Below are 21,661 nucleotides of genomic sequence, written 5' to 3'. Positions count from 1 at the left end.
ATAAGAGGTTGTCACGCCGCAGCATTGCAACGCGATAACCTCTTTTTCAATTAACACGATAATAGTATTGAAAAAACGATCATAGCTCGCCACTATAAGCCTCAATCTATCGCTTTTTTAGAAACCTGTCGTTTTCGACATGAGGACAACCATGACTCGCGCGAAATCCACCCTTGAGCAATGGCGTATTTTACAGGCTGTCGTCGACTATGGCGGCTACGCGCAGGCGGCAGAAAAGCTCAATAAGAGCCAATCCTCACTCAATCATGCGGTGGCTAAGTTGCAACACCAGCTTGGTATAGAACTACTCGAAGTTCGAGGCCGCAAAGCTTACCTGACACCACAGGGCGAAGTATTATTGCGCCGTTCGCGCCATGTGACTCAAGCGGTCAATGAGTTAGAACAACTCGCGAGCAACCTTGAGCAAGGTTGGGAGCCCACACTCACCATTGCCCGCGAAATCGTCTATCCGATGGAAAGTCTAGTGTGCGCGCTAAGTGACTTTTTGCCCCATAGCCGCGGCACTCGGATCATTATGTTGGACTCAGTCATCACAGGTACTCAAGAATTAATCCTTCAAAATAAAGTCGATATTGCAATTTGCGCCGGAATTCCACCGAAGGGCTATTTATCCGAGCCCCTGTGTGAACAGGAGCTGCATCTGGTTTGCCACCCGAGCCACCCCTTGGCAGAAATGGGCACCTTAGACGATGACAAGCTACTGGCGCAGCACCTGCAACTGGTGATCAAAGACACGGGCCTGCAACCCAATGTTGATATCGGTTGGTTGAAGGCCGAGCAGCGCTGGACAGTATCTAACTTCCATGAGGCGAAAGTCATTTTAAATCAAGGTATTGGTTTCTGCTGGATCCCGTCCTTCCTTATCCAAGAAGAATTAGCCGCAGGCAAACTAGTGCGCTTACACCTTCAAGGTAGCCAGAAACGGCGGATTATGCTAAGCCTAGTGATCCCGAATCGTGACCAACAGGGCCCCGCTTCAAAACTGCTGGCCTCTTATCTCCTCAAACATCATGGTGTGAGTACAAGCGATTAACCACGCTCACCTTCTTCCACCGTGTGCGGCAAAACGAGCACCAGGCTAGCAGGGAATCATTGTGGGTTTATCCTTTTAATGGCGACTGAACTTGTCATGCAGAGCATGGCTTAAGCGATTGTCCTTAATAGGCAAACGCTAGTTAGTTAAAATTTGCGGGCATTTCGAGAACGAGAGGCTAGACATTCACATCTAAGAAGCGTGGACGGTGCAGTGCTAAGGTTTGAGGATTGAACAGGCCGCGTGTATTTTGACCGCTTGAGGACTCGAGCGCCAATCCATTGGACATAATACTATCTGGCTCATAGCTAGACGAGTCACCTATCGGCTCAAGTGAAACATCATTCGAACCTGATTGATTAACTTCAGTGTTTCCCTTACTTGCCAGCGTTGTTACAGCGACCGAGCCATAGAAACGCACCGCATTACTGCCGTTTGTTGTGTGACTCGATGTACCCTTGTTGTCACGAGACGACGCCAACCGCTGCATAGCAAGCTCTGGCGCTTCATCCTTATTTGATACGGCGCCGATCGCTAAGGTCGCCGTTGGCGGCTCAATGGTCTCTGTCTTATCAACTTCAGAGGTACTTGCTACATCTGAGGTTTTACTCGATGCAACCTGCGCCGCAATGGCTTGTTTAATCTTATCAATCACGTCTGTTACAGGCGCCGATGGTTCCTCTTGGGGCGCTGCGATATTGCCATTAGCATCAATCTTGCCTGTGACTTGAATTTGTCGCTCCTTAAGCGGTGGTAAACCTTCAATCTGTGCCTCTGCGCCAATCAGCGTTTCCATTGTCGGTTGATCAACAATCTGCTGCTGACGTTCCTCTGCAAGTTTCGCCTTGGCCTCATTCATTTTCTGCAGTGCTTCTGCGGCAACACGAATATCCGCCGAAGAAGGATCAACAGGTGCCATCGCCGCCGCATAGACTTGCTTCATCTTATTGATGGTCGCCAGTGGATCGCCAGGTACTATCGACACATCGATTTGCACCTCACCGTCAGTCGCATAACGCTGACCATCGGCACCTTTTTCATATTTGAAACTGGGGCTTTGGGCATATTGACCGCCCACACTGGCGTGAGCATGCTCATGGGCTTTGACTTCTGTGTCCCTTGATTTTAATGCATCCACTTGGGCTTTTTGCTGCTCAATTGCCTTTTCTTGCGCCTGTTTAACTTGCTCCTTCGCTACGTCTTGCTGACGAGTTTGCTCGTCCTGTGTCTGCTGAGCTTGCTTAGTTTGCTCAGCTTTGGCAAAAACCTCGGCTAACGCTTGCTGCTTTTGCTCCTGCTCTTGTACCGCCTGTGCCCTTGCCTGCTTGGCTTGTTCATCTCGCGCATCTTGAGCTTGAATTTGTTCTGTTTGAGTCTGCTGTTGTTGCGTTTGAGCATTTGGGGTAATTCCAGCACCGACTTGGCCACTTTCCCCCGAGGGTTTACTAAAAACACGGCTCAACTGCTCGCTTACACCGCTTGATTGATTGCTATCAGGAAGCGCATTTGAATTGGCAAAAGCTGAGGCGCTGGAATGTGACGCTTTGTCTGTCGCATCTGCACCAGAAAATTCAGTCGCAAAGGGAGTCACCACTGCACTTGAGGCATTTGGATTAATGCTATTAGACCCGGTTGAGCCAATATTCGTAGCAACCGCTGTAGATGTGGAGAAAATATTGGCTAACCCCACACTCGCGGAGCCAACACTGCTATCGGTAGTAGCAATTGTGGCTGCAAGGCTTGGGGCTGGAGGAGAAAAAGGCGTAACAGCACCACTCGTGGCGCTAAAACCTACATCCGATGCCCCCAAGGTTGAAACTGATGGCTGTGTGGCTATGGCAGCAATTTGCCCTTCCCTCATTCCGCCAATCGAGCGAGGGCCTGTGAGTAAGCTAAAGCTAGTTGAAGCATGTAAGCTTGTATTTAACGGAGTCGAAACAGTCTCGTTAGAATGGAGTTGTGCCTTGGCATTTCCACCGAGAGCGGTGAAAGCCTTCTGAACAGAGACAGTATCAACATGAGATGAAATCGGAGGACTAGCAGGTTTGACATCCGTCAATGAAGCGGGCGGTGTCGTACTGATTGGCATAGCTTGGTCCATCACAGCCCCGAGGCTGCTTAGTGATGGTGCAAGTGCCCCACTCGCTTCGAGTTTTGGCGCATTTAGGTTAGTGGTTGAAGCAAAGAGCGTTGCAACCGCCTGACCATTTCCCCCTTGATAAGTCTGTCCGCCTTGAGGTTTAACGCCTTTTGCTGGCTCAATAGACTTATCCGCGCCCAAAAACGAAGTGGATGGCGCGCCAATTTGTGCTGACAGCGCCATAACCGACATAACTATACCTTGATGTTAATTATCGAACCTATGGTTTCTGACTCTCGCTGGAGTACCTCAGTCGATGCCTCACCTTGTCGCAATGATTCATTCGCCGCCAGTAACGCCGAAGTTTTATCGGGTTCATCTACCGCCTTAGCGGTTTCTGTCGGCGCAGCACTTTGCGATGGGCTAGGTTTGGCCACATCAATCGTTGCCTGCGTGAGCCCTGATTGAGCCGTTTGCAAGCCTTGCAGACCGGAAGCATAAGCAGATTGGATTTGCATAGGAGTATTCCTGCATCTGGTAATGACTGGATTAATTATTAACCAACTCTAGTGCGAAGTACAGATTTATCGCCCCTTCTAGCGGCATTTTCGAGCGCATTTCTGCAGGATCTTCGCACGCCATTTAACCCGCAATCCAAGCCGATTCCCAATCCTTAAAAACCGGATTAAATCCCCGAAGGCGCATCTGAGTCATGACTTGCTCAACGGTACGTTCATCGCTTATCTCAAACTGATCTAATTGGCTCTCTGGCGCCTGATAACCGCCAGGTTGCGTTGAACTCCCCGCACTCATTTGTGTTATCCCAAGTGGCAGCAAATTATCCCGAAGTGATGGCGCCTCGCGTGTCGATAAACTGATATCAAGTTGCTGATTAAAAAGCCTGAAGGCACAGATCAATTGTACCAGTCCAAGATCGGTTAAATGCACTTTTGGCGTTATGCCGCCGGTACAAGGCCGCAAACGAGGTAACGAAATACTAAAGCGAGTCCGCCAATAATGCCGTTCTAAATAGTCCAAATGATGCCCCATCAGTAAGGCATCGAGTCGCCAGTCATCCAAACCCAATAACACGCCTAGGCCAATCTTATCGACACCTGCGCTGGCAACGCGGTCGGGCGTTGCCAGCCGATACGCAAAGTCCTGCTTATTGCCTCGGGTGTGATGCTTAGCATAGGTCGCCGCTTGATAGGTTTCTTGATACACCATCACAGCATCAAGTCCTAGCTCGACAAGCTGGCGATAATCAATCTCATCAAGCGGCTGTACCTCCATGGCTAAATAACTAAACTGCTGTTTTACAATGGGTAACACGCGCTTAAAGTAATCCATCCCTACTTTGGTTTCATGCTCACCCGATACCAGTAAGATAGAGTCAAAGCCACGGGATTTAATAATCGCCATTTCGGCCACAATTTCCTGCTCATTGAGCACTTTGCGCTTTAGCTTATTGCTCATGCTAAAGCCGCAATAGTCGCACTCGTTGGCACACAGATTTGACAGATATAAGGGTAAATAGAGTCCAATATTGGCCCCAAAGCGTTGCCGAGTGAGCGCCGCCGAGCGCTGCGCCATCTCTTCAATATAGGGCTCTGCTGCTGGAGACAACAAGGCGAGTAAACTCTCTAGATTACCCTCGGGTTGCATCAGGGCGCGCTCAACCTCCGCTGCCGTGCAGGAATATAACGCCAGCAATAACTTATCCCGTTCAATGCGGGCAAATTGGTCAACAAAACTCATTGCTGCAAGAATCCTGTTAATGGACTGGTATGGACAGCCTGGGTTTGCACTCGGCCAAGCCCCGCTTCAAAGGCGCGTCGCCCGCAATCTACTGCATCCTTAAAGCACTGCGCCATTTCAATGGGCGAAGCACTACTCGCGATGGCGGTATTAACCAGAACGGCATCGGCTCCCAGCTCCATCGCGTGGGCCGCATGGGATGGCGCGCCAATTCCCGCATCAATCACCACGGGCACTTTTGCCTGCTCAATAATCATCTTGATAAAAGACTCAGTCACCAGCCCCTGATTAGTGCCAATTGGGCTTGCCAGTGGCATCACGGCAGCGCAGCCAACCTCTTCTAAGCGGCGACATAACACAGGATCGGCATGCACGTAGGGCATCACGATAAACCCACGTTCACACAGGGTTTTGGCCGCCGCTAACGTCTCGACTGCATCGGGCATCAGGTATTTGGGATCGGGATGAATTTCAAGTTTAACCCATTGTGTTCCCAGCATTTCCCGCGCCAGTTCAGCGGCGAATATCGCTTCCTTCGCATTACGCGCCCCCGATGTATTAGGCAAGAGTCGCACGCCCGCTTGCCTTAGTGGCGATAGCAAATCATCGGCTCCTGTTTTCAAATCAATTCTTTTCATCGCAACTGTAACCAACTGCGATTTAGACGCCTTAATGGACTCCAGCATCAGCTGACTTGAGCTGAACTTACCCGTGCCCGTAAATAATCGTGACTCAAATTCCACACCCGCAATCGTTAACATCTTAACCTCCAGCTACAACGGCAAATACATCAATCTTATCCTCGTGTTGGCACTGGATAGATGACCATCGGTGTTTTGGCACAACAGCCTCATTAAGCACTAAGGCAACCGAGTGTTGGCAAATATTTTGTGCTTCTAACAAGGCTTGTAAACTCAGCGGTTGTTGCAGTGTTTGGGGCATATTATTGAGATGAATTAAAATCATAACAAACCTCGATTAGGGACAGATTTGAATGAAACGGTTACGGTCGAATGCTGAGTGTTAGCATTCGCCTTTTCTACGCGCTCGCTTGATTGGCGTTGCATGAATTCACTCGGTTTTAATGAATTCAGCTTTAATGAACTCGGTTTTAATCCGCACACTTCGCACTCGGGATCACGGGTTAATGCGGCCGAATGCCATTGCAGCAACTTGGCATCGAAGCGCCAGAATCGCCCAAGTAGCGCTCTCGTGGAGGCGATTGAATGGCTTGCCTCTTCGAAAGTCTGATTGGCTGTTTGCTTTGTTGCAGAGGTTGGCGGCGTGGCTAGGAGCAACAATTGCATTGCTAGCAGCGCCTGCATCGATGCCATCACGCCGACACTGGGGCCAAGCACACCTTGGCTGCTACAATTTTGTGGCGCGCGAGTATTCGAGGGGAAAATACAGTGATAACAACCGCCCATTGGGAAACGCTGTTGATCAACCGCAAACAGTTGGCCGTTGAAAGCGGCAATGGCGGCACTCACCAGAGGTAAGGCATGCTCAATACACAGCCGATTGATACAATGGCGCGCCGCAAGATTATCAGTACAATCAAGCACTAACCTCGTCTCTTTACCATAGGCTAACAGACCAGAAAATACAGTGTTCGCAGACTCAAGAGTCAAATGCTCGGCAAAGGCATCAATCTCACAACCTTGCGCCAACACGGCCAATTTTTGTTTAGCAATGAGGGCCTTGTGATGGCCAATATCGTCATCACTAAAGAGTAATTGCCTTGGCAGATTGGACAATTCCACCCTATCGCCGTCGACAAGCGTTAAGCGCCCAACACCGGCACAAGCCAAATACTGCGCCGCCAATTGCCCAAGGCCGCCGAGGCCTACGATAAGGACATGAGCCTGCTTAAGCATCAACTGGCCAGCCTCGCCGACTTCAGGTAAAAATATTTGCCGCGAATAGCGAATAAAGTCTTTATCGGCAAGGGATTGCGCCTGCTCTTGTGTGATGCTCATAGGCTTGACTCCCAAGCTCGCGTCAATTCGGCAAAGGCCATTATTGGATCGCTTGATTCAGTAATCGCCCGCACCACGGCAATATTGCTCACCCCAGTCGCTTTGACTTGGTCAAGATTCGAAGATCCTATGCCGCCAATTGCCACTAAGGGATAGTGCGCATTTAACAGCTCAACATAATAAGTGAGTTTACATAACCCCTGCGGCGCCGATGGCATTTGCTTTGTGGTCGTTGGGAAGATATGCCCAAGGGCGATGTAAGATGGTGCATGTTGATGGGCACGCAGCAACTCGAAATAACCGTGGCTAGAGATGCCAAGAGCCAAGCCCGCTGCATGAATGGCGTTAAGATCCGTTACCGCCAAATCTTCTTGCCCAAGATGGACCCCAAATGCGCCATGCTTTATCGCTAGCTGCCAATGATCATTGATAAAAAGCTGCGCATCATAATGCTTACCTAAGGCAATCGCAGTTTGGATTTGTGCCTCAAGTTCGTCCGACGTCAGCGCATTAGAGTTTGGCACATTAGACTTTATCCTGATCTGTACCGTCTTCACGCCTGCCGCCAATAACTGCTCGAGTAACAGTAAGTTATCGACAACTGGATAAATCCCTAAGTCAGGATCAAGGCGCTTAAACGCGCCGCATTGCAAATCACTGGATTCACTCAAGCTGTTTTGAGAATAAGCAGTGACCTGAGGATACGCTGTTAAGCTGTGCGGCCAAGCGGTACGCGCGAGTGGCCCTGGGCCTTGGCCAATCCCCTCTGCATAAGTTAAGCCTTGATTGACATAGGCTTTTGCTACCACAACCGCATCCTGCAATACAAAGCCAAAGGCTAACACCGAGGCGATGGCCGAAGACAGAGTACAGCCACTGCCGTGGTTATGGCGCGTGTTTATCCGCGCGCTGCTGAGCCAAAAACCGCCATTCGCGTCGAGCGGTGTGCAACCTGTAACCTGATGACAAATCAACAAATCTTCCGCCATACGCTGATTATCTGTGGCACTGCGATGACTTGTGATATCGCTTTTGTGACCGCTTAAGCTATCCCTTGTATTAATGCCTACGCTTGCCTGAGCCGCAAAATCAATATCGCCGCCCTTGGCTAATACGCTGCAGTCTAATTGTTCAGAGAGTTGCATTGCCGCAGCGGCGAACTCTGCTTTTGTGTGAATTGCTGACGCTTGTTTATCTGTGGCGACAGTAAGCCTTGCCAACTCCTGCACATTCGGCGTAATCAGGCTAATCAAGCCCTTAAAGGGAGTAAAATCCATAGGTTTACTTGCAGTGCTCTTATCGCCCAGTTCATCCCCACAGCTGGCAACCATCACAGGGTCGAGAATAACGGGGACGAGTGGAAATTGGGTTTTAAAACCAGCCAACCAGTCGGCAACTAAGTGCAGTTGCTGCTGATTTGCGAGTAAACCAATCTTAATCGCCTGAGGCGGTAGATCGGCTAACAGGGTCGAGAGCTGTGTAAGTAACATTGCCTCACTCACAGGCTCAACTAACGCCACCTCCACCGAACTTTGGGCCGTTAACGTAGTGATTACGCTACATCCATAACCGCCCAAATCCTTGATGGTGGCTAAGTCGGCTTGGATCCCCGCGCCGCCACCGCTGTCTGAACCCGCAATGGTCCAGACGATAGGTTTAGGCGCCACCAGGCTAATATCTTTAGCAGGGCTCATTATCAAACCTCCGCTACCTGTACTGTGGGTTGGAGCTCTGTCCCATCCTGTTGCTTGGCCGATTCTTTGGCTGTATTAGCATCGCCCAGCGGCAGATACAGTTTGGCGCCCGAGGCCGCAAACTCAGCCGATTTTTGCGCCATGGCCGCCGCTAATTCATCTTGAGTTTTGACTCTGATCTGCTGGATTGCTTCTTTGCTAGCTTGCCCTTGTGGAGCAGGGTTTATCGATGCAAGCGCTTCAGCGCTCTCAACATTCAGGCTTGACGAAGCCCCTGTTAACGTACCCGCCGCTAAACTTGCCGCATAGTCGCGCACATCTTGGGTGATCTTCATTGAGCAGAACTTAGGGCCACACATAGAGCAAAAGTGCGCAACCTTGGCCGACTCCTGTGGCAGGGATTCATCGTGATAGGCTCGGGCGGTATCAGGGTCGAGTCCCAGGTTATATTGGTCTTCCCAACGGAATTCAAAACGCGCCTTAGATAACGCATTGTCGCGGATCTGCGCGCCCGGGTGACCTTTTGCAATATCGGCGGCATGGGCGGCAATCTTGTAGGCAATCAGCCCTTGTTTGACGTCCTGCTTATTGGGCAAACCTAAGTGCTCCTTCGGCGTCACATAGCAGAGCATGGCGCAGCCATACCATGCGATCATCGCCGCGCCTATCCCTGAGGTGAAGTGATCATAACCCGGTGCAATATCAGTAATTTGTGGGCCTAGGGTATAAAACGGCGCCTCAGCGCAGTGGATAAGCTGCTTATCCATATTCTCTTTGATAAGCTGCATCGGGATGTGCCCAGGCCCTTCGATAATGGTCTGCACATCGTATTCCCAAGCGATTTTGACCAACTCGCCTAAGGTCTCAAGCTCGGCAAACTGCGCCTCATCATTGGCATCGGCAATCGAGCCTGGACGCATACCATCGCCTAATGACAGCGACACATCGTAGGCCACGCACAGCTCGCAAATCTCACGGAAATGGGTATAGAGGAAGTTTTCTTGATGGTGGCTCAAGCACCATTTGGCCATAATCGAGCCGCCGCGGGACACAATTCCAGTCACCCGTTTGGCAGTCATGGGCACATAGCGCAATAACACGCCCGCGTGGATGGTAAAGTAATCGACGCCCTGCTCCGCTTGCTCAATCAAGGTATCGCGAAATACTTCCCAGGTCAGGTGCTCGGCAACACCATTCACTTTTTCCAATGCTTGATAAATCGGCACTGTGCCAATCGGCACTGGCGAGTTGCGGATGATCCATTCGCGGGTTTCATGGATATAGCGCCCAGTGGACAAGTCCATCACAGTGTCTGCGCCCCAACGGGTTGACCAGACTAACTTTTCGACTTCCTCCTCGATGGAGGACGTGACCGCCGAGTTACCGATATTGGCATTCACTTTCACTAGAAAGTTACGACCAATAATCATAGGCTCGGCTTCTGGATGATTGATATTTAACGGAATAATGGCGCGGCCACGGGCAATTTCATCGCGGACAAACTCTGGGGTAATCGGTTTACCAATCACAGCGCCGAAGGATTCACCTTGGCCACGGCGGTTTAAGATTTCATCTTGCACCTCGGCGAGCGCCATATTTTCTCGAATCGCAACATATTCCATTTCAGGGGTAATAATCCCTTGGCGGGCATAGTGTAATTGGCTCACGCGTTTACCCGGTAAGGCACGGCGAGGACGAACAATCGCACTTGAGCCAGCTTCGAAACGCAAATGATCGAGCCCATCATCCTTGAGGCGCTGCTGGGTAAAATCTGAGGTCGCACAATCAAGCACTTCGGTATCTTGCCGCTCGATAATCCAAGGTAATCTGAGTTTAGCTAAACCTTGGCGCACGTTAATTTGCGCAGCCGGATCGGAATAAGGCCCTGCGCAGTCGTACACCGGAATGGGAGGATTTTTCTCGACTATGGGCGCGGTCGCAGTGCCGCCAATCCGCGTATCGGTTTGCAGAATTTGCCGCATCCCTACACGGAGATCCTCACGGCTTCCCTGCAAATATAACTTTTGCGAATTAGGGTGTTGTAATGGTTTAAGGGTATCGATAAAGGCTTGCGCCTGGGCGCGCGCCGCACGGCGGCTCGTTTGCCCTTGGGTGTTCACGGCAATCGATTCTGAGGACGATTCTAAACTGGACATAAGCAATCTCACTTTAACAAATAAAAATGGGGTTGCTTGTCTGGAGACTTGAGTGTTGAAGCTGAGCCTTGCAAACCCTAAGCGGGTTTACGGACTCAATAACAACTAAATCGATGGGTTAATACAGGGCAAAAGGTGGCCGCTGATACGATTTAATGGATGTTATTATGCTTGTTTCCTTCGCAGGTTTTAACCTGATCAGGTTCAACGGATCCCGAATAAACGGTCTCAGCCAAGAGGCACTCCGACAAGATGGGCAAAAGTATAGGCAGAAGCGCTGCGAACAAACAAGCGTAATTTTAGGATAAAAATCAAATTACCAATCAAAAATAAAGAACAAATAACCTATTGTATAAAACAGATTTAATTTTAATAAACTCTATAATCCACAATAAATATCATTTTTAGTGAAAATTTATCATCACTATTTTTTAATCTTTTGGCCGCTTTACCATCATTTTATCGAGCTGCGCCTTAATGGCATCATCAATTTCTTGATTCATTTTCTTGCCACTGCAATTGAAGGGGAACCCTAAATTCTCCGCATAGGGATTAATTTGGGTGCCGACTTTAACGACCCGGTAGCAGGTATCCCCTTTACGGACAATTCGATTGGGATCCAGTTCTAAATCTAAACTGGTGGGGCCGCTAAAATCGTCGGCATTGGGCACAATCAACACCTCCATCTCGGGGCTCATTTCAGACATAGTCGACCGTTTGCTGTAATGATTTGCCTGCTCTAACACTAAATCATCTAAGGCTTGCTCACGCTGGCGTTCAAAATAACGCTGGGTAAATAAACCGACACTGCCAGCCGCACCGCTGCTTTGCTCACCAGTATCTGACTGCTGAGTACTTGCCGCTTGAGCCGAGCTTGATTGGACTTCTGCCTTTTGAGGCTTAATAGCTTCTTTTGCACTCTGCTGGGTTTGGCCCTGTGTTGGAGTCTTTGAAACTGCTCTATTCGACGCTTGGGCGCTGACTTCAAGAGGTTTTGCAATCTGCTCTGTAGTTTTTGGCGCCAACTTTTCCGTGGGTTTTGGTATCACTTTTGCGGCTGGTTCAACATCCACTGTCAGCTGCGTAGTGTTAGGCGGCGAAGTGATCGGCTCACTAGAAACGGTAGGTTCTTCAACGGAGTAATCTTGAGGCGGATCCGCTGGAGCAGTTTGCGTTGGCGGCGCATAAATAAAATACGCCTTTAACGCCTTGGTTGTAGTCCGTGCGTTGGAAGATGATTCGGTAAACGACAGCCCTAAGTGTTCCGACTGAGTTCGCCATAAAAAAATTAATAACAACAGCAGTAAGCCATGGCCCAGAATGACCCCAAACAATGGCTTAAGATTGAAATACTGCGACCACTCTCGCCCACTTAGCTTTGAAGATGTTTGAAATGTGCTATCGATATCTTTTTGGTTAGCCTCATGCAAATTAAGGCTTATATCGCTCCCCAAAGGCTCTGCATGAGCGCTAAAAGGCTTAGTATTCAAATCTGTAGCGCCTTGGGCTGTAGCGCTGAAAGACGTTGCACAAAAAGGCATAACGGAAAATGGTGCGGTCTCGTCGTTTGTCACACGACCGTACGCGTCAAAACTAAGATCATCTTCTGGGGTAATATTCGAACGAATAGGCAAAATCCATCCCTTAGTACTTAATGGACAAAGTACTTAACAAATCCATGACATCTACGGGAGATTAGAGAAAGTGCGCAGCACAAAGTTCCAAGGCGTTGACATTAATCAGTCGTAAACAGGCACCATAATGTTGTACAACTAGATAAGGGCTCGCCTAAGTCTCAGTTGATGATGTGGTCCTTAAAATAAATTAGCTTACACGTGTAAGCTAATTATGGCTTTCCAATTTATCAACTGATAGACTCAGTCATTATCGCCATCGAGTGGATCAACAGCATGCCAAGCCAGAGTTTGATAGAGCCGCAAATGAGTCATGAAAAACCATTGAATATCAGTGGCTATAGCCTTAGTGAGGAGATAGCCAATAGCATCAGCCATGGCCTTGGAGTGATCGCGGGTGTGGTCGGCTTAGTGTTTATGATCCTCAAGGGCGCCGACCACCTCACCAGCATTCAGCTCACAGGTGTTATTATTTATGGTGCAAGCCTTATCCTGTTGTTTTTAAGTTCTACCCTGTATCACAGCGTAACGCATGTAGGCTGGAAACATAAACTCAAGATTGCCGATCACTGTGCCATCTACTGCTTAATTGCAGGCACCTATACCCCTCTGATGTTAATCAGCCTGCAAGGACAACTTTCCACCATTATCCTGACGGCGATTTGGTCCTTGGCTATTGGTGGGATTTTATTTAAGACCTTGTTTATTCATCGTTTTAAAAAAATGAGCCTAGTGCTCTATTTGGTGATGGGTTGGCTGTGTGTGACTGTGATGGGCGATTTGACGGCGGCGATGTCGCCGCTAGGATTTAAGCTTCTGCTATTAGGCGGGTTGTTTTACACCTTAGGGGTGGTCTTCTATGTCGGTAAACGCATCCCATACAATCACGCGATTTGGCATTTATTTGTATTGGCGGGCGCGATGAGCCACTTCTTTTGTATTTATTTAACAGTGATCTAACCGTTAAGGCAGCCATCAAGCTAACTTTATCTACAGCAACTCTGCGACGATTCGTTTGAGCAGAAAGGTTTCCCTGTCGATGGATTGCCCTTTATTGGCGAACGTTCGTTGGATCTCTTCATTATGGGCAATCGCTTGGTGGATATTGATCCATTCAGGGCGCATGCCATTTTTAATCTCATGGGCTTCGAGTCTTGGCTCACCTAGGCCGCGCTCGCCAAGGCTCGTATCGATTTCGCACAGGTAACAGTAAGAGTCCATGTGTACAACATTTGCTCCCTCACGAAACCAGGAACGATATTCCTCATAACGACCAAAGGGCGCTAACACTTTGGCGGTAATGGCGCCGGTTTCTTCCTGCAATTCGCGGATAAGTCCAACTTCAAGGCTCTCGCCCTTATCTACCCCACCACCAGGCAAACCGTAATCGCGATATTTTTGGGTATAGAGCAGCAAAATATCTTCCCCCGACAGCACAATGGCACGGGCGGCTTGGCGATAAAAAATCTTCGCCTGTTTAAGATTGAGATTGGTGGCTTGGTTGGACTTCAATAAACGCATAATAAAACTCAAGATTAACGGCCTAATAGCATAAACCAACTCGATGGATTTACAGAGTAAAACCGTTTCAACGCCAAGGCTAAGCGCTCAATGACTACATGTTGACCTATGAGGTTAACAATTCAGTTGCTGCAAAATGTGCTGATAGGCCGCCACAATTTGCGACTTGTTTGGCATGCGATGCGCAGGAATACGCTGATAATGGCCTATGGTTTGGTCAAGATACCGTTTGGCTTGGTTGGTTTTATCCGCATCTAACCCTTGCCACATGATTGAGCCCGTCGCACTTAAGGGCACAGCTTCAGTTGTTTTTGAACTGGTAATCGTTTTTGAGCAGGCATTGGCCTGAGTTAAATGCAGGATCTCGTAGAAACGTTGGTTTTCTTCGAGTAAATATTCATCTTTAAGGGATAAGCCCAATTCTGCCAACGCGCTGCGCACATGGTAATTATGATGCACGGGACACAAAATAAATTCGAGCTGGCAGGCGCCTTGACTAAGGTCATGATTACTCGAATCATTTCCACTGTGAGCATCACTTTGACTTTGCTGATTCGCCACAATACTGCGCACCAATTCAACCAATAACTCACCACCGACACCCGCAATAATCACTAAGTGCTTGGCTTGCTTGCCGTATTGCGCCAGTGGCAAGGCCGCCACATCGAGGCAATGCACTTGCCATTCACTTTGAAGATTGGTGGTTTGCTCAATTGCATTTTGAGTGGTAGAGATAGGCTGCTGAGGGAAAAACCTTGCTAACTCAAGGCTAAGTTGCTGCATCAAGGGCGCGACACAATCGACAAAATGCACCTTAAGTGCGGCATTTCTTTGCAGTAACAACATGCCGAGTAAACCATGATCGCAGCAGCAGTCCCAGATATGATCGTATCCAGGGCCCACCATTCGATTGATCTGCTGTAATCGCTGACTGATTTTCACCGCTCACTCCAAAACCCGTTGATATCACAGCCTATATCGGCTTAAGCGCCTTAAACACCTAAAGCCCCTTAAACACAATAAGAAAGCCGCGCATTCTACCCGAGTCAGCGGTTAAAACCCATCTCTTTACGCCTTACTAACCGCCTGTGGCATAACTGGTCACTATGGTGAATACGTATGCAAACCATTGCGAGCAAAAACCCATCGCCACTAGTATGCATTGACCCATATTCACTATAAAAACAAGGATCAGGGAATGTTCAGCAATCCTCTTACCCATGCACGCCATATCAACTCGCCAACGCGAAATAGCCGCCATTGGGCCGCCAGCCTATTTACACCCAGCTTGCTAGCACTCAGCATTGGCAGCCTGTTCTGCACTAGTGCCACAGCGCAGACTCTCAACCTAAGCTCCCCCGATAAGCAAATCGTCTTGAGTCTGAGTGATGATACGGGCCGCCCCGAATACCAAATCCATTTTCATGGCAAATCGATTATCGAACCGAGCCGCTTAGGGTTAGTCTTTGCTTCACTGGGCGAATTAGGCCAAGGTCTACGTATCAAATCGAGCAACAGCGCCAGCGCCGATGGCAAATGGCAGCAACCTTGGGGTGAGCAAGAGTGGATAAAGGATCAACACAATCAGCTGAGCGTGGTATTAACCGACGGCAAAATCGACTTAAATCTCGAGTTTAAAGCCTTTGACGATGGCATCGGTTTTCGTTATCACTTAGCGACCCAAAACGCACTACCGACCAATACGCCGCTTGCCATTACCGATGAACTTACCGAATTTAATATTGGCCAGAGTGATAAGGCCACCGCCTGGTGGATCCCTTCTCGTGGATGGAACCGCTACGAATATTTGTATCGCACCAGCGCGCTCAATCAAGTCGACCGAGCCCACACCCCTTTTACCTTTAAACTGGTCGATGGCACCCATTTAAGCATTCACGAGGCGGCGTTAGTTGATTTTGCCTCGATGACCCTCGATCAACAGCGCGATGGCAAACTTAAGGCCGATCTTACCCCTTGGTCAGATGGTATTCGGGTTAAAACCCAAGCGGGCTTATATACCCCATGGCGCACGATTCAAATCGCCGACAAGGCCACGGGACTGCTTAATTCTCACCTTATCCTCAACCTGAATGAACCCAATAAACTGGGGGATGTCTCTTGGGTAAAACCGGGCAAATATGTCGGCATTTGGTGGGGGATGCACCTCAATGAAAACACTTGGGGCTCGGGTCCAACACACGGCGCAACCACCAGCGAAACAGAGCGCTATATGGATTTTGCCGCCAAGTATCAGTTTGATGGCGTCTTGGTCGAAGGTTGGAACCAAGGTTGGGATGGCGATTGGTTCCATAATGGCGATCAATTCAGTTTTACCAAGGCCTACGATGATTTCGATTTACCCGCCATTACCGCCTACGGCGCGAATAAAGGCGTGCGCCTGATTGGTCACCATGAGACCGCAGGCTCAGTGACCCATTATCGTAATCAAATGGATGATGCCTTCGCCCTGTATGAAAAACATGGCGTGACCCAAGTCAAAACCGGTTATGTGGCTGACGGTGGACAAATCAAACGCATCGATGAAAACGGCATCACCCGTCACGAATGGCACGATGGACAGTTTATGGTCGGTGAATATCTGCACAGTGTAACCGAAGCCGCAAAGCACCATATCAGCATCAACAGCCATGAGCCGATTAAAGATACCGGACTTCGCCGCACCTATCCAAACTGGCTTGCCCGCGAAGGCGCACGCGGACAGGAATACAATGCCTGGGGCAGCCCACCAAATAACCCAGAACACACTGCCATGTTGCCCTTTACCCGCATGCTGGCGGGGCCAATGGACTTTACACCGGGGATTTTTGACTTAGCCCCGAAAGGCTTAGATGCCGAAAACCGCGTGCAAACCACCTTGATGAAGCAGCTCGCCCTGTATGTGGTGCTCTATAGCCCAATCCAAATGGCCGCCGACTTGCCGCGCAATTACCAAAAACATCTAGATGCTTTCCAGTTTATCCGCGATGTACCAACAGACTGGTATCAAAGTATCGCACTGGCTGGCGAAGTGGGTGATTATGTGGTGTTTGCCCGTCAGGCCAAGGATCAACAGGATTGGTACTTAGGCGCGCTGACCGACGAAAATGCCCGTCAGGTTAAGGTCAAACTGGATTTCCTCGACCCAAATAAACGCTATCAAGCACAGATCTACCGTGATGGCGCTAAAGCCGATTGGAAAACCAATCCCTATGATTATGTAATTGAAATCAAAGAGGTTAGCGCCAAGGATAGTCTGACATTACAGCTAGCCAGCAGTGGCGGCACAGCGATCCGCTTTAAAGCGCTGTAACGACAAGCGCTAACATGAACGCTTAAAAACCCCGAGCAATAGTCACTATTGCGACAGTGACTATTGCAACAGCAATCCTAGCGACAGTAGTCATTACAATAGTCACCGAGAAACCCTTCTTGGTGACTATTTTTTTATTGAGCCACTTCGTTACTTGTTTAAGTTACTTTGTTTAAGTTCCTTTATTTTAGTCACTTAGTTTGAGTTGCTTAAATTTGAGTTACAGCGCCTTACAACCGTTGGCGGATTGCATGTAAGCAGTACCACTGCCCTCCACTACTGAGTCACACGCGACACAGATGCAAATTGCCTTAAGTTAGCTTAAGCTAAACTCCCCCAATGCTTAATGGTGACGACCTTGCGATACACGGCTAATGAACTCGAAATGCGCAGTTTTAAGCGTTTCGAGACCCAATTTGCCCACTTAGGCTTTAATCATTTTCAAGCCATTGCCCCACTGCGTCCTTGGGTGCAGCGTTTTTTTCATTTGCATGTCGCAGCGGATTTACCACAGTCAATCGAACAAAGCTTCTATCCTGACGGCGGCACAAGCCTGCATTTCTATTTACCATCACCCGGTACTGGCGATACGCCTTTAGCGTATTTTTACTCGGGACAGCAGCGGCATTATCACAGCTTCGCACCGGGTACCGAGCAAATTACGGTGCGTTTTCAGCCCGGTGGCGCCTTCCATTTATTGGGTCTTGAGCTAGCCGCTATCCGCGTCGATACGACAACAAACGTTATCGATGTGACCCAGTGGCCCATCGTGGGTTTAACGGCGCTCTTATACCAACTCGTCGACACATCACAGCCTAGCGAGCGTATCGCCCTCGTGGAATGCTGGCTATTGCAACGAGCGAAGCAATTAGACTTAAGCTTATCGACGCGAATGAGTCTAGTCCCCGCAACCTTACCTCGACTCATCCACACCCAAGCCAATTTAGACACGTTTTACGGGCAACTCCCCATGAGTCGGCGCCAATTTGAACGTAAATTTAAGCAGGAAACGGGTTTATCGCCCGCGCAATTATTGCAGCTGAATCGAGTCAAAATCGCCCGCAACTTATTGAGCCAATCGCCATCCCTTAGTCTCGCGCAAGTGGCCTTCGATTGTGGATTTTACGATCAAGCCCACCTACACCAGCATTTTTTGCGGGTAATGCAGCAAACACCGGGGCAATATAAAAAACGCAAGATGTCGCAAATCTCCAATAAAACGCCCGATTAAGCCCTTAGATTGAAGCCTCAACTTACAGGAGGCTTTATGTCAGAACGAATTCCACGCCAACAGATTTACCAACTCCAACCCGAACTCGCCAAAGCACTCATTAGCCTAGATAAAGCGGCGGCTGACTCGGCGTTTTCGCCATTATTGGTGCATTTAGTCAAGCTTAGGGCATCGCAGCTCAATGGCTGCGCGTTTTGTCAGCGAATGCACGCCGAGGAGGCGCGCCACGATGGTGAAACCCAGCGGCGTTTAGATTTACTGGCCGCTTGGCACGAAGTCGATGATCTCTTTGATGCACGGGAGCAAGCAGCGCTGCGCTGGACCGAAACCTTAACCCGCGTCGCCCAATCGCCGGTACACGACAGTGAATATGCCGCGCTCGCCGAGCATTATTCTGAGAAAGAAATTGTCGATCTCACCTGCCTAATCATCGCCATTAATGGTTGGAACCGCGTCGCGATCGCCTTCCATTTACAACCCATCTAGTGGCACATAAATCGACAAATAAACAGGGCACCGAATCGGGTGCCCTGCTTGTTAATATCACTGTGTCGTTCGTATCGCTATGTCGTTAGTTTAAGGTCAACGCGACAATTTTAAGTGGATGATTATCATCGAATGACGGGAAATCCTCATGGGGATCGAGCCAAGTGTGCTCAGTCACGCCTCGGCCTTGTTTTTCAACGCAGCGTACTAGGCTATCAAACCAATCTTGTCGGTCAACTTTGGCGACATTATTGCAACACACGATTGTGCCACCGGCCTTGGTTGATAATAACGCGGGTTTAAATAACCCTTGGTAATCATTAACCAAATCGACAATTCCGAAGGCACTCTTGGCATAACGAGGAGGATCGAGGAACACCAGATCAAACTGGGTTTGCGGCAATTTGGGGTAACTCGGCAATTTTTGATTACGACGTCCGCCCACATTTAAACCTGCTAATTGGCGCAGGGCCGGAAACGCATCACTCTGCACAAATTCACATACCTCTGACACTTGGTTTAACTCGGCATTGGTTCGCCCTGCGGCGAGTGCAAAGGAGGAAAAGTCAACATTCACAACTCGTTCTGCGCCGCCCATGGCAGCTGCGGTTCCGATACCACAGGTATAAGAAAACAAATTCAGCACGGTTTTATCTTGGCTATGTGCCCGCACATATTCACGACCAATACGCATATCAAGAAATAGCAGCGGATCCTGTCCTTCGTGGCGCAGCTTAGTGGTGAATTTGATCCCATTTTCCTGCATTACCAACTCCGCACAGGCAATATCATCCAGTTCAGGGCTTAATGCATTGAGCACGCGGGAATGACCAGCGGAGCGATCGTTATACACCACAGGCAGAGCCACTTCTTGGGTGAGCACTTCCACAATTTCAGCTAATTCCGCATCGGTTAAGGTTTGGTGAAAACTCTGCACTAACCAATTATCGCCGTAGCGATCGACATTCAAGCCACTGACACCTTCGACTGTGCCATGGAACACCCGAAAACAATCGGTATGGTCTTGTTCTGCTTGCAGTAAAAAATCATGGCGCTTGGCCAGAGCCGTCGATAACAGCGTTTGAATAGACATAAAAAGCGGGACTCATACAGCGGAAACCTGCGTAAGGTTTCGAGGGCAAAACGGCATAATATCAAACTAGGCCGCAGAATATCGGATAAATTCACCCTGCCTGTGCGAAAAAATGGCCTTTAGCATCTTGGCTCGCCGCGATTGTTAGTTCGTTTTTTCGCTTTGGTCGTTACCGCTAAATGCATGCTCAGACTAATTTATACCTTCCGTTTCGGTGCAATTCAGCGAGTCCACTTTGGATAAGGCTAACGCAGGCTGAGGGATCTTCTAATGGCAGCAGATGTCCATACCGCTTATCTTCTAAAAACACTGTGTCTGGCGCGAGCTGTTGCCAGCGCTGCCAAGTGGCTTCAGAAAAGAAAACTGACGGTTTCCCTCTGATGGCGACGCAGGGAAGCTTTAGCTGCTGCAATATCGATAATACATTCGGCGGTTGAGTGTAATTATGCGCTTCCCACTGTTTAGGAAACTTCAACGTGAACTGTCCATCAGTGTTTTGATAAACCCCGAATTGGGCTAAGGCGGTAAACGCCTCATCATCAAAGCGTTTGTATAGCTTACTCATTTTGCAATATTCAAGAAAATGCTCACGGCTTTCCCACATATCGCGCTTCTTTAAGGTGTTTTTTGCGGGCGCAGTAAAATACATTAGTGATTTAGGCATTAACTTGGCAAACCAAGCGATAGAGCGCGATACCATTGCGGGTTCAATAAGGACCAATGCCTTAAACAAATCGGGTCTTTTGCTGGCGGCAAGAATAGTACTGGTTGCTCCCATCGAATGGCCTATGCCCACAATTGGCGCACTGCAATGTTGTTCTATATGCGAGATCAAATCATCGGCATATAGCTGCCAATCTCGGCGCTTAGGCGGCAAACCAACATCGGGCCATGTCGGTCTTAACTCGAGTGCACTCAGGCTGAATGCTTGCTGCAACTTGGCTAATAAGGGCGCATAAACACCCAATGGAAACCCATTAGCATGGTAAAAATGCGCACCTTCACCAGTGTCTGAAAAGGTTTTAAAAACCTTTGCCTGTTGTAACTCATTGCAAATTTGATCCATCAAATCCTTCTTATCGCGTTCCGCTGTGCTAGTTAAGCGGGATGAAATACCCAATCTCAGCATTTGGCACCTTTCGCTAAAGCGACGAAATCTAGCCTGCCGATATCAGCCTCTATGACAGACTTAAAGGCCATTAAATCACTTCAATCAACGGCTCTAAACCTGCTGCGGCTCGAGTGGGGACAAATTCCACCACCTCAAATTCGGCCACCTCTTCGATATAGAAGGGGTCGAGTTTGACAATGGCTTCAAGCTCGGCGCGATTATCCGCTTTGGCAAGGATCACTCCACCTGTGCGGGGTACCTTACGGCCAGAGGCGATAAAGGTGCCCTTGGCATAATATTCATCGAGATAGGCAATATGGGCCGCCAAATGCAGTTCCACATCGGCCAGCGGTTTTTTGTAGGTTAAAGTAATAACAAACATAGCGTTCCTTAATGGCGTAATAACAAGCCAGAATGAATTCTCAATTGCTCTTGCCACAAACATCAATGGCGGCAAGTCGGTAAAGTCTGGCGACATAGTGATGCATTATACTTTCGCTATCAATAGCCTATAAAGATGAGTCTGTTGATTAAGCTGAAAGATGAGCCACGTG

Annotated in this window: 19 protein-coding genes and 1 riboswitch; of the genes, 5 read left to right on the top strand and 14 right to left on the bottom strand. The window is 49.0% G+C overall.

The genetic code is table 11. The annotated features are described in order from the left end of the window. The first annotated feature begins 151 nt into the window (after nucleotides 1-151). Nucleotides 152-1,054 (top strand): LysR family transcriptional regulator, encoded by a 903-nt coding sequence (locus N7386_RS10220; protein WP_011716942.1) that lies wholly within the window; start codon nucleotides 152-154, stop codon nucleotides 1,052-1,054. Nucleotides 1,055-1,232: 178 nt separating this feature from the next. Here N7386_RS10220 and N7386_RS10215 read toward each other — a convergent pair whose 3' ends face one another. From N7386_RS10215 to N7386_RS10175, 9 genes are all read right to left on the bottom strand, one after another. Beyond that, complete coding sequence (locus tag N7386_RS10215; protein ID WP_279768317.1) at nucleotides 1,233-3,386, bottom strand: putative metalloprotease CJM1_0395 family protein; 2,154 nt, start codon at nucleotides 3,384-3,386, stop codon at nucleotides 1,233-1,235. 2 nt (nucleotides 3,387-3,388) lie between these two features. Next, nucleotides 3,389-3,652 carry a chemotaxis protein gene (locus N7386_RS10210; protein ID WP_086903466.1) on the bottom strand — a complete coding sequence of 88 codons (264 nt, stop codon included), beginning with the start codon at nucleotides 3,650-3,652 and terminating at the stop codon, nucleotides 3,389-3,391. 124 nt (nucleotides 3,653-3,776) lie between these two features. Beyond that, nucleotides 3,777-4,892 carry a 2-iminoacetate synthase ThiH gene (gene thiH, locus N7386_RS10205; protein ID WP_086903467.1) on the bottom strand — a complete coding sequence of 372 codons (1,116 nt, stop codon included), beginning with the start codon at nucleotides 4,890-4,892 and terminating at the stop codon, nucleotides 3,777-3,779. Next, the gene (locus N7386_RS10200; protein WP_086903468.1) at nucleotides 4,889-5,653 is read right to left on the bottom strand and encodes a thiazole synthase; all 765 of its coding nucleotides are present in this window, start codon (nucleotides 5,651-5,653) and stop codon (nucleotides 4,889-4,891) included. The genes thiH and N7386_RS10200 overlap by 4 nt, the downstream gene beginning before the upstream one ends. Before the next feature lies 1 nt (nucleotide 5,654). After that, on the bottom strand, nucleotides 5,655-5,858 hold the full coding sequence (thiS, locus tag N7386_RS10195) for a sulfur carrier protein ThiS (protein ID WP_086903469.1): 204 nt from the start codon (nucleotides 5,856-5,858) through the stop codon (nucleotides 5,655-5,657). Then, a complete protein-coding gene (locus tag N7386_RS10190) occupies nucleotides 5,855-6,871 on the bottom strand; it encodes a HesA/MoeB/ThiF family protein (protein WP_279768312.1) in 1,017 nt (338 codons plus the stop codon). Before N7386_RS10190 ends, thiS begins: the two co-directional genes overlap by 4 nt. Continuing rightward, complete coding sequence (thiE, locus tag N7386_RS10185) at nucleotides 6,868-8,565, bottom strand: thiamine phosphate synthase (protein ID WP_279768310.1); 1,698 nt, start codon at nucleotides 8,563-8,565, stop codon at nucleotides 6,868-6,870. The genes N7386_RS10190 and thiE overlap by 4 nt, the downstream gene beginning before the upstream one ends. Before the next feature lie 2 nt (nucleotides 8,566-8,567). Next, on the bottom strand, nucleotides 8,568-10,721 hold the full coding sequence (gene thiC, locus N7386_RS10180; protein WP_279768309.1) for a phosphomethylpyrimidine synthase ThiC: 2,154 nt from the start codon (nucleotides 10,719-10,721) through the stop codon (nucleotides 8,568-8,570). Nucleotides 10,722-10,879: 158 nt separating this feature from the next. After that, nucleotides 10,880-10,978: riboswitch (TPP riboswitch) on the bottom strand. A gap of 174 nt (nucleotides 10,979-11,152) precedes the next feature. Continuing rightward, nucleotides 11,153-12,211 carry a hypothetical protein gene (locus N7386_RS10175; RefSeq protein WP_279768307.1) on the bottom strand — a complete coding sequence of 353 codons (1,059 nt, stop codon included), beginning with the start codon at nucleotides 12,209-12,211 and terminating at the stop codon, nucleotides 11,153-11,155. Nucleotides 12,212-12,631: 420 nt separating this feature from the next. Between N7386_RS10175 and N7386_RS10170 the strand changes: the two genes are divergently transcribed. Beyond that, nucleotides 12,632-13,315, top strand: a complete 684-nt coding sequence (locus tag N7386_RS10170) for a hemolysin III family protein (protein WP_011716932.1) — start codon at nucleotides 12,632-12,634, stop codon at nucleotides 13,313-13,315. Between the two features lie 30 nt (nucleotides 13,316-13,345). On the opposite strand, the gene N7386_RS10165 is transcribed toward N7386_RS10170, so the two are convergent. After that, nucleotides 13,346-13,876 (bottom strand): NUDIX domain-containing protein, encoded by a 531-nt coding sequence (locus tag N7386_RS10165; protein WP_279768299.1) that lies wholly within the window; start codon nucleotides 13,874-13,876, stop codon nucleotides 13,346-13,348. Nucleotides 13,877-13,990: 114 nt separating this feature from the next. Continuing rightward, nucleotides 13,991-14,818: a tRNA (adenine(22)-N(1))-methyltransferase TrmK gene (locus N7386_RS10160; RefSeq protein WP_279768292.1), complete on the bottom strand. Its 828-nt coding sequence runs from the start codon at nucleotides 14,816-14,818 to the stop codon at nucleotides 13,991-13,993. A gap of 256 nt (nucleotides 14,819-15,074) precedes the next feature. On the opposite strand from N7386_RS10160, the gene N7386_RS10155 reads away from it, so the two are divergent. From N7386_RS10155 to N7386_RS10145, 3 genes are all read left to right on the top strand, one after another. Beyond that, a complete protein-coding gene (locus tag N7386_RS10155) occupies nucleotides 15,075-17,186 on the top strand; it encodes a glycoside hydrolase family 97 protein (protein ID WP_279768291.1) in 2,112 nt (703 codons plus the stop codon). Nucleotides 17,187-17,532: 346 nt separating this feature from the next. After that, entirely contained in the window at nucleotides 17,533-18,417 is an 885-nt protein-coding gene (locus N7386_RS10150; protein WP_279768288.1) for a helix-turn-helix domain-containing protein, read from the top strand. 36 nt (nucleotides 18,418-18,453) lie between these two features. After that, on the top strand, nucleotides 18,454-18,903 hold the full coding sequence (locus tag N7386_RS10145; RefSeq protein WP_279768286.1) for a carboxymuconolactone decarboxylase family protein: 450 nt from the start codon (nucleotides 18,454-18,456) through the stop codon (nucleotides 18,901-18,903). A gap of 85 nt (nucleotides 18,904-18,988) precedes the next feature. Here the strand turns inward: N7386_RS10145 and N7386_RS10140 are convergent, their stop codons facing one another. From N7386_RS10140 to N7386_RS10130, 3 genes are all read right to left on the bottom strand, one after another. After that, the gene (locus N7386_RS10140; protein ID WP_089067870.1) at nucleotides 18,989-19,996 is read right to left on the bottom strand and encodes a class I SAM-dependent methyltransferase; all 1,008 of its coding nucleotides are present in this window, start codon (nucleotides 19,994-19,996) and stop codon (nucleotides 18,989-18,991) included. A 187-nt stretch (nucleotides 19,997-20,183) separates the two neighbouring features. Then, on the bottom strand, nucleotides 20,184-21,125 hold the full coding sequence (locus N7386_RS10135) for an alpha/beta hydrolase (RefSeq protein WP_279768282.1): 942 nt from the start codon (nucleotides 21,123-21,125) through the stop codon (nucleotides 20,184-20,186). 70 nt (nucleotides 21,126-21,195) lie between these two features. After that, complete coding sequence (locus N7386_RS10130; RefSeq protein WP_086903480.1) at nucleotides 21,196-21,489, bottom strand: YciI family protein; 294 nt, start codon at nucleotides 21,487-21,489, stop codon at nucleotides 21,196-21,198. Nucleotides 21,490-21,661 lie beyond the last annotated feature (172 nt).

This window comes from Shewanella sp. GD04112 (assembly GCF_029835735.1).
GTDB lineage: Bacteria > Pseudomonadota > Gammaproteobacteria > Enterobacterales > Shewanellaceae > Shewanella.
Note: the sequence above shows the minus strand (reverse complement) of the source record. Positions and strands in the feature narration are given on the sequence as shown.

Bases quoted from the DNA above. Each gene is read 5' to 3' on its own strand.
- N7386_RS10220 (WP_011716942.1), top strand. From the start codon at position 152: ATGACTCGCGCGAAATCCACCCTTGAGCAATGGCGTATTTTACAGGCT.
- N7386_RS10215 (WP_279768317.1), bottom strand. From the start codon at position 3,386: ATGTCGGTTATGGCGCTGTCAGCACAAATTGGCGCGCCATCCACTTCG.
- N7386_RS10210 (WP_086903466.1), bottom strand. From the start codon at position 3,652: ATGCAAATCCAATCTGCTTATGCTTCCGGTCTGCAAGGCTTGCAAACG.
- thiH (WP_086903467.1), bottom strand. From the start codon at position 4,892: ATGAGTTTTGTTGACCAATTTGCCCGCATTGAACGGGATAAGTTATTG.
- N7386_RS10200 (WP_086903468.1), bottom strand. From the start codon at position 5,653: ATGTTAACGATTGCGGGTGTGGAATTTGAGTCACGATTATTTACGGGC.
- thiS (WP_086903469.1), bottom strand. From the start codon at position 5,858: ATGATTTTAATTCATCTCAATAATATGCCCCAAACACTGCAACAACCG.
- N7386_RS10190 (WP_279768312.1), bottom strand. From the start codon at position 6,871: ATGAGCATCACACAAGAGCAGGCGCAATCCCTTGCCGATAAAGACTTT.
- thiE (WP_279768310.1), bottom strand. From the start codon at position 8,565: ATGAGCCCTGCTAAAGATATTAGCCTGGTGGCGCCTAAACCTATCGTC.
- thiC (WP_279768309.1), bottom strand. From the start codon at position 10,721: ATGTCCAGTTTAGAATCGTCCTCAGAATCGATTGCCGTGAACACCCAA.
- N7386_RS10170 (WP_011716932.1), top strand. From the start codon at position 12,632: ATGCCAAGCCAGAGTTTGATAGAGCCGCAAATGAGTCATGAAAAACCA.
- N7386_RS10165 (WP_279768299.1), bottom strand. From the start codon at position 13,876: ATGCGTTTATTGAAGTCCAACCAAGCCACCAATCTCAATCTTAAACAG.
- N7386_RS10155 (WP_279768291.1), top strand. From the start codon at position 15,075: ATGTTCAGCAATCCTCTTACCCATGCACGCCATATCAACTCGCCAACG.
- N7386_RS10150 (WP_279768288.1), top strand. From the start codon at position 17,533: ATGGTGACGACCTTGCGATACACGGCTAATGAACTCGAAATGCGCAGT.
- N7386_RS10145 (WP_279768286.1), top strand. From the start codon at position 18,454: ATGTCAGAACGAATTCCACGCCAACAGATTTACCAACTCCAACCCGAA.
- N7386_RS10140 (WP_089067870.1), bottom strand. From the start codon at position 19,996: ATGTCTATTCAAACGCTGTTATCGACGGCTCTGGCCAAGCGCCATGAT.
- N7386_RS10135 (WP_279768282.1), bottom strand. From the start codon at position 21,125: ATGCTGAGATTGGGTATTTCATCCCGCTTAACTAGCACAGCGGAACGC.
- N7386_RS10130 (WP_086903480.1), bottom strand. From the start codon at position 21,489: ATGTTTGTTATTACTTTAACCTACAAAAAACCGCTGGCCGATGTGGAA.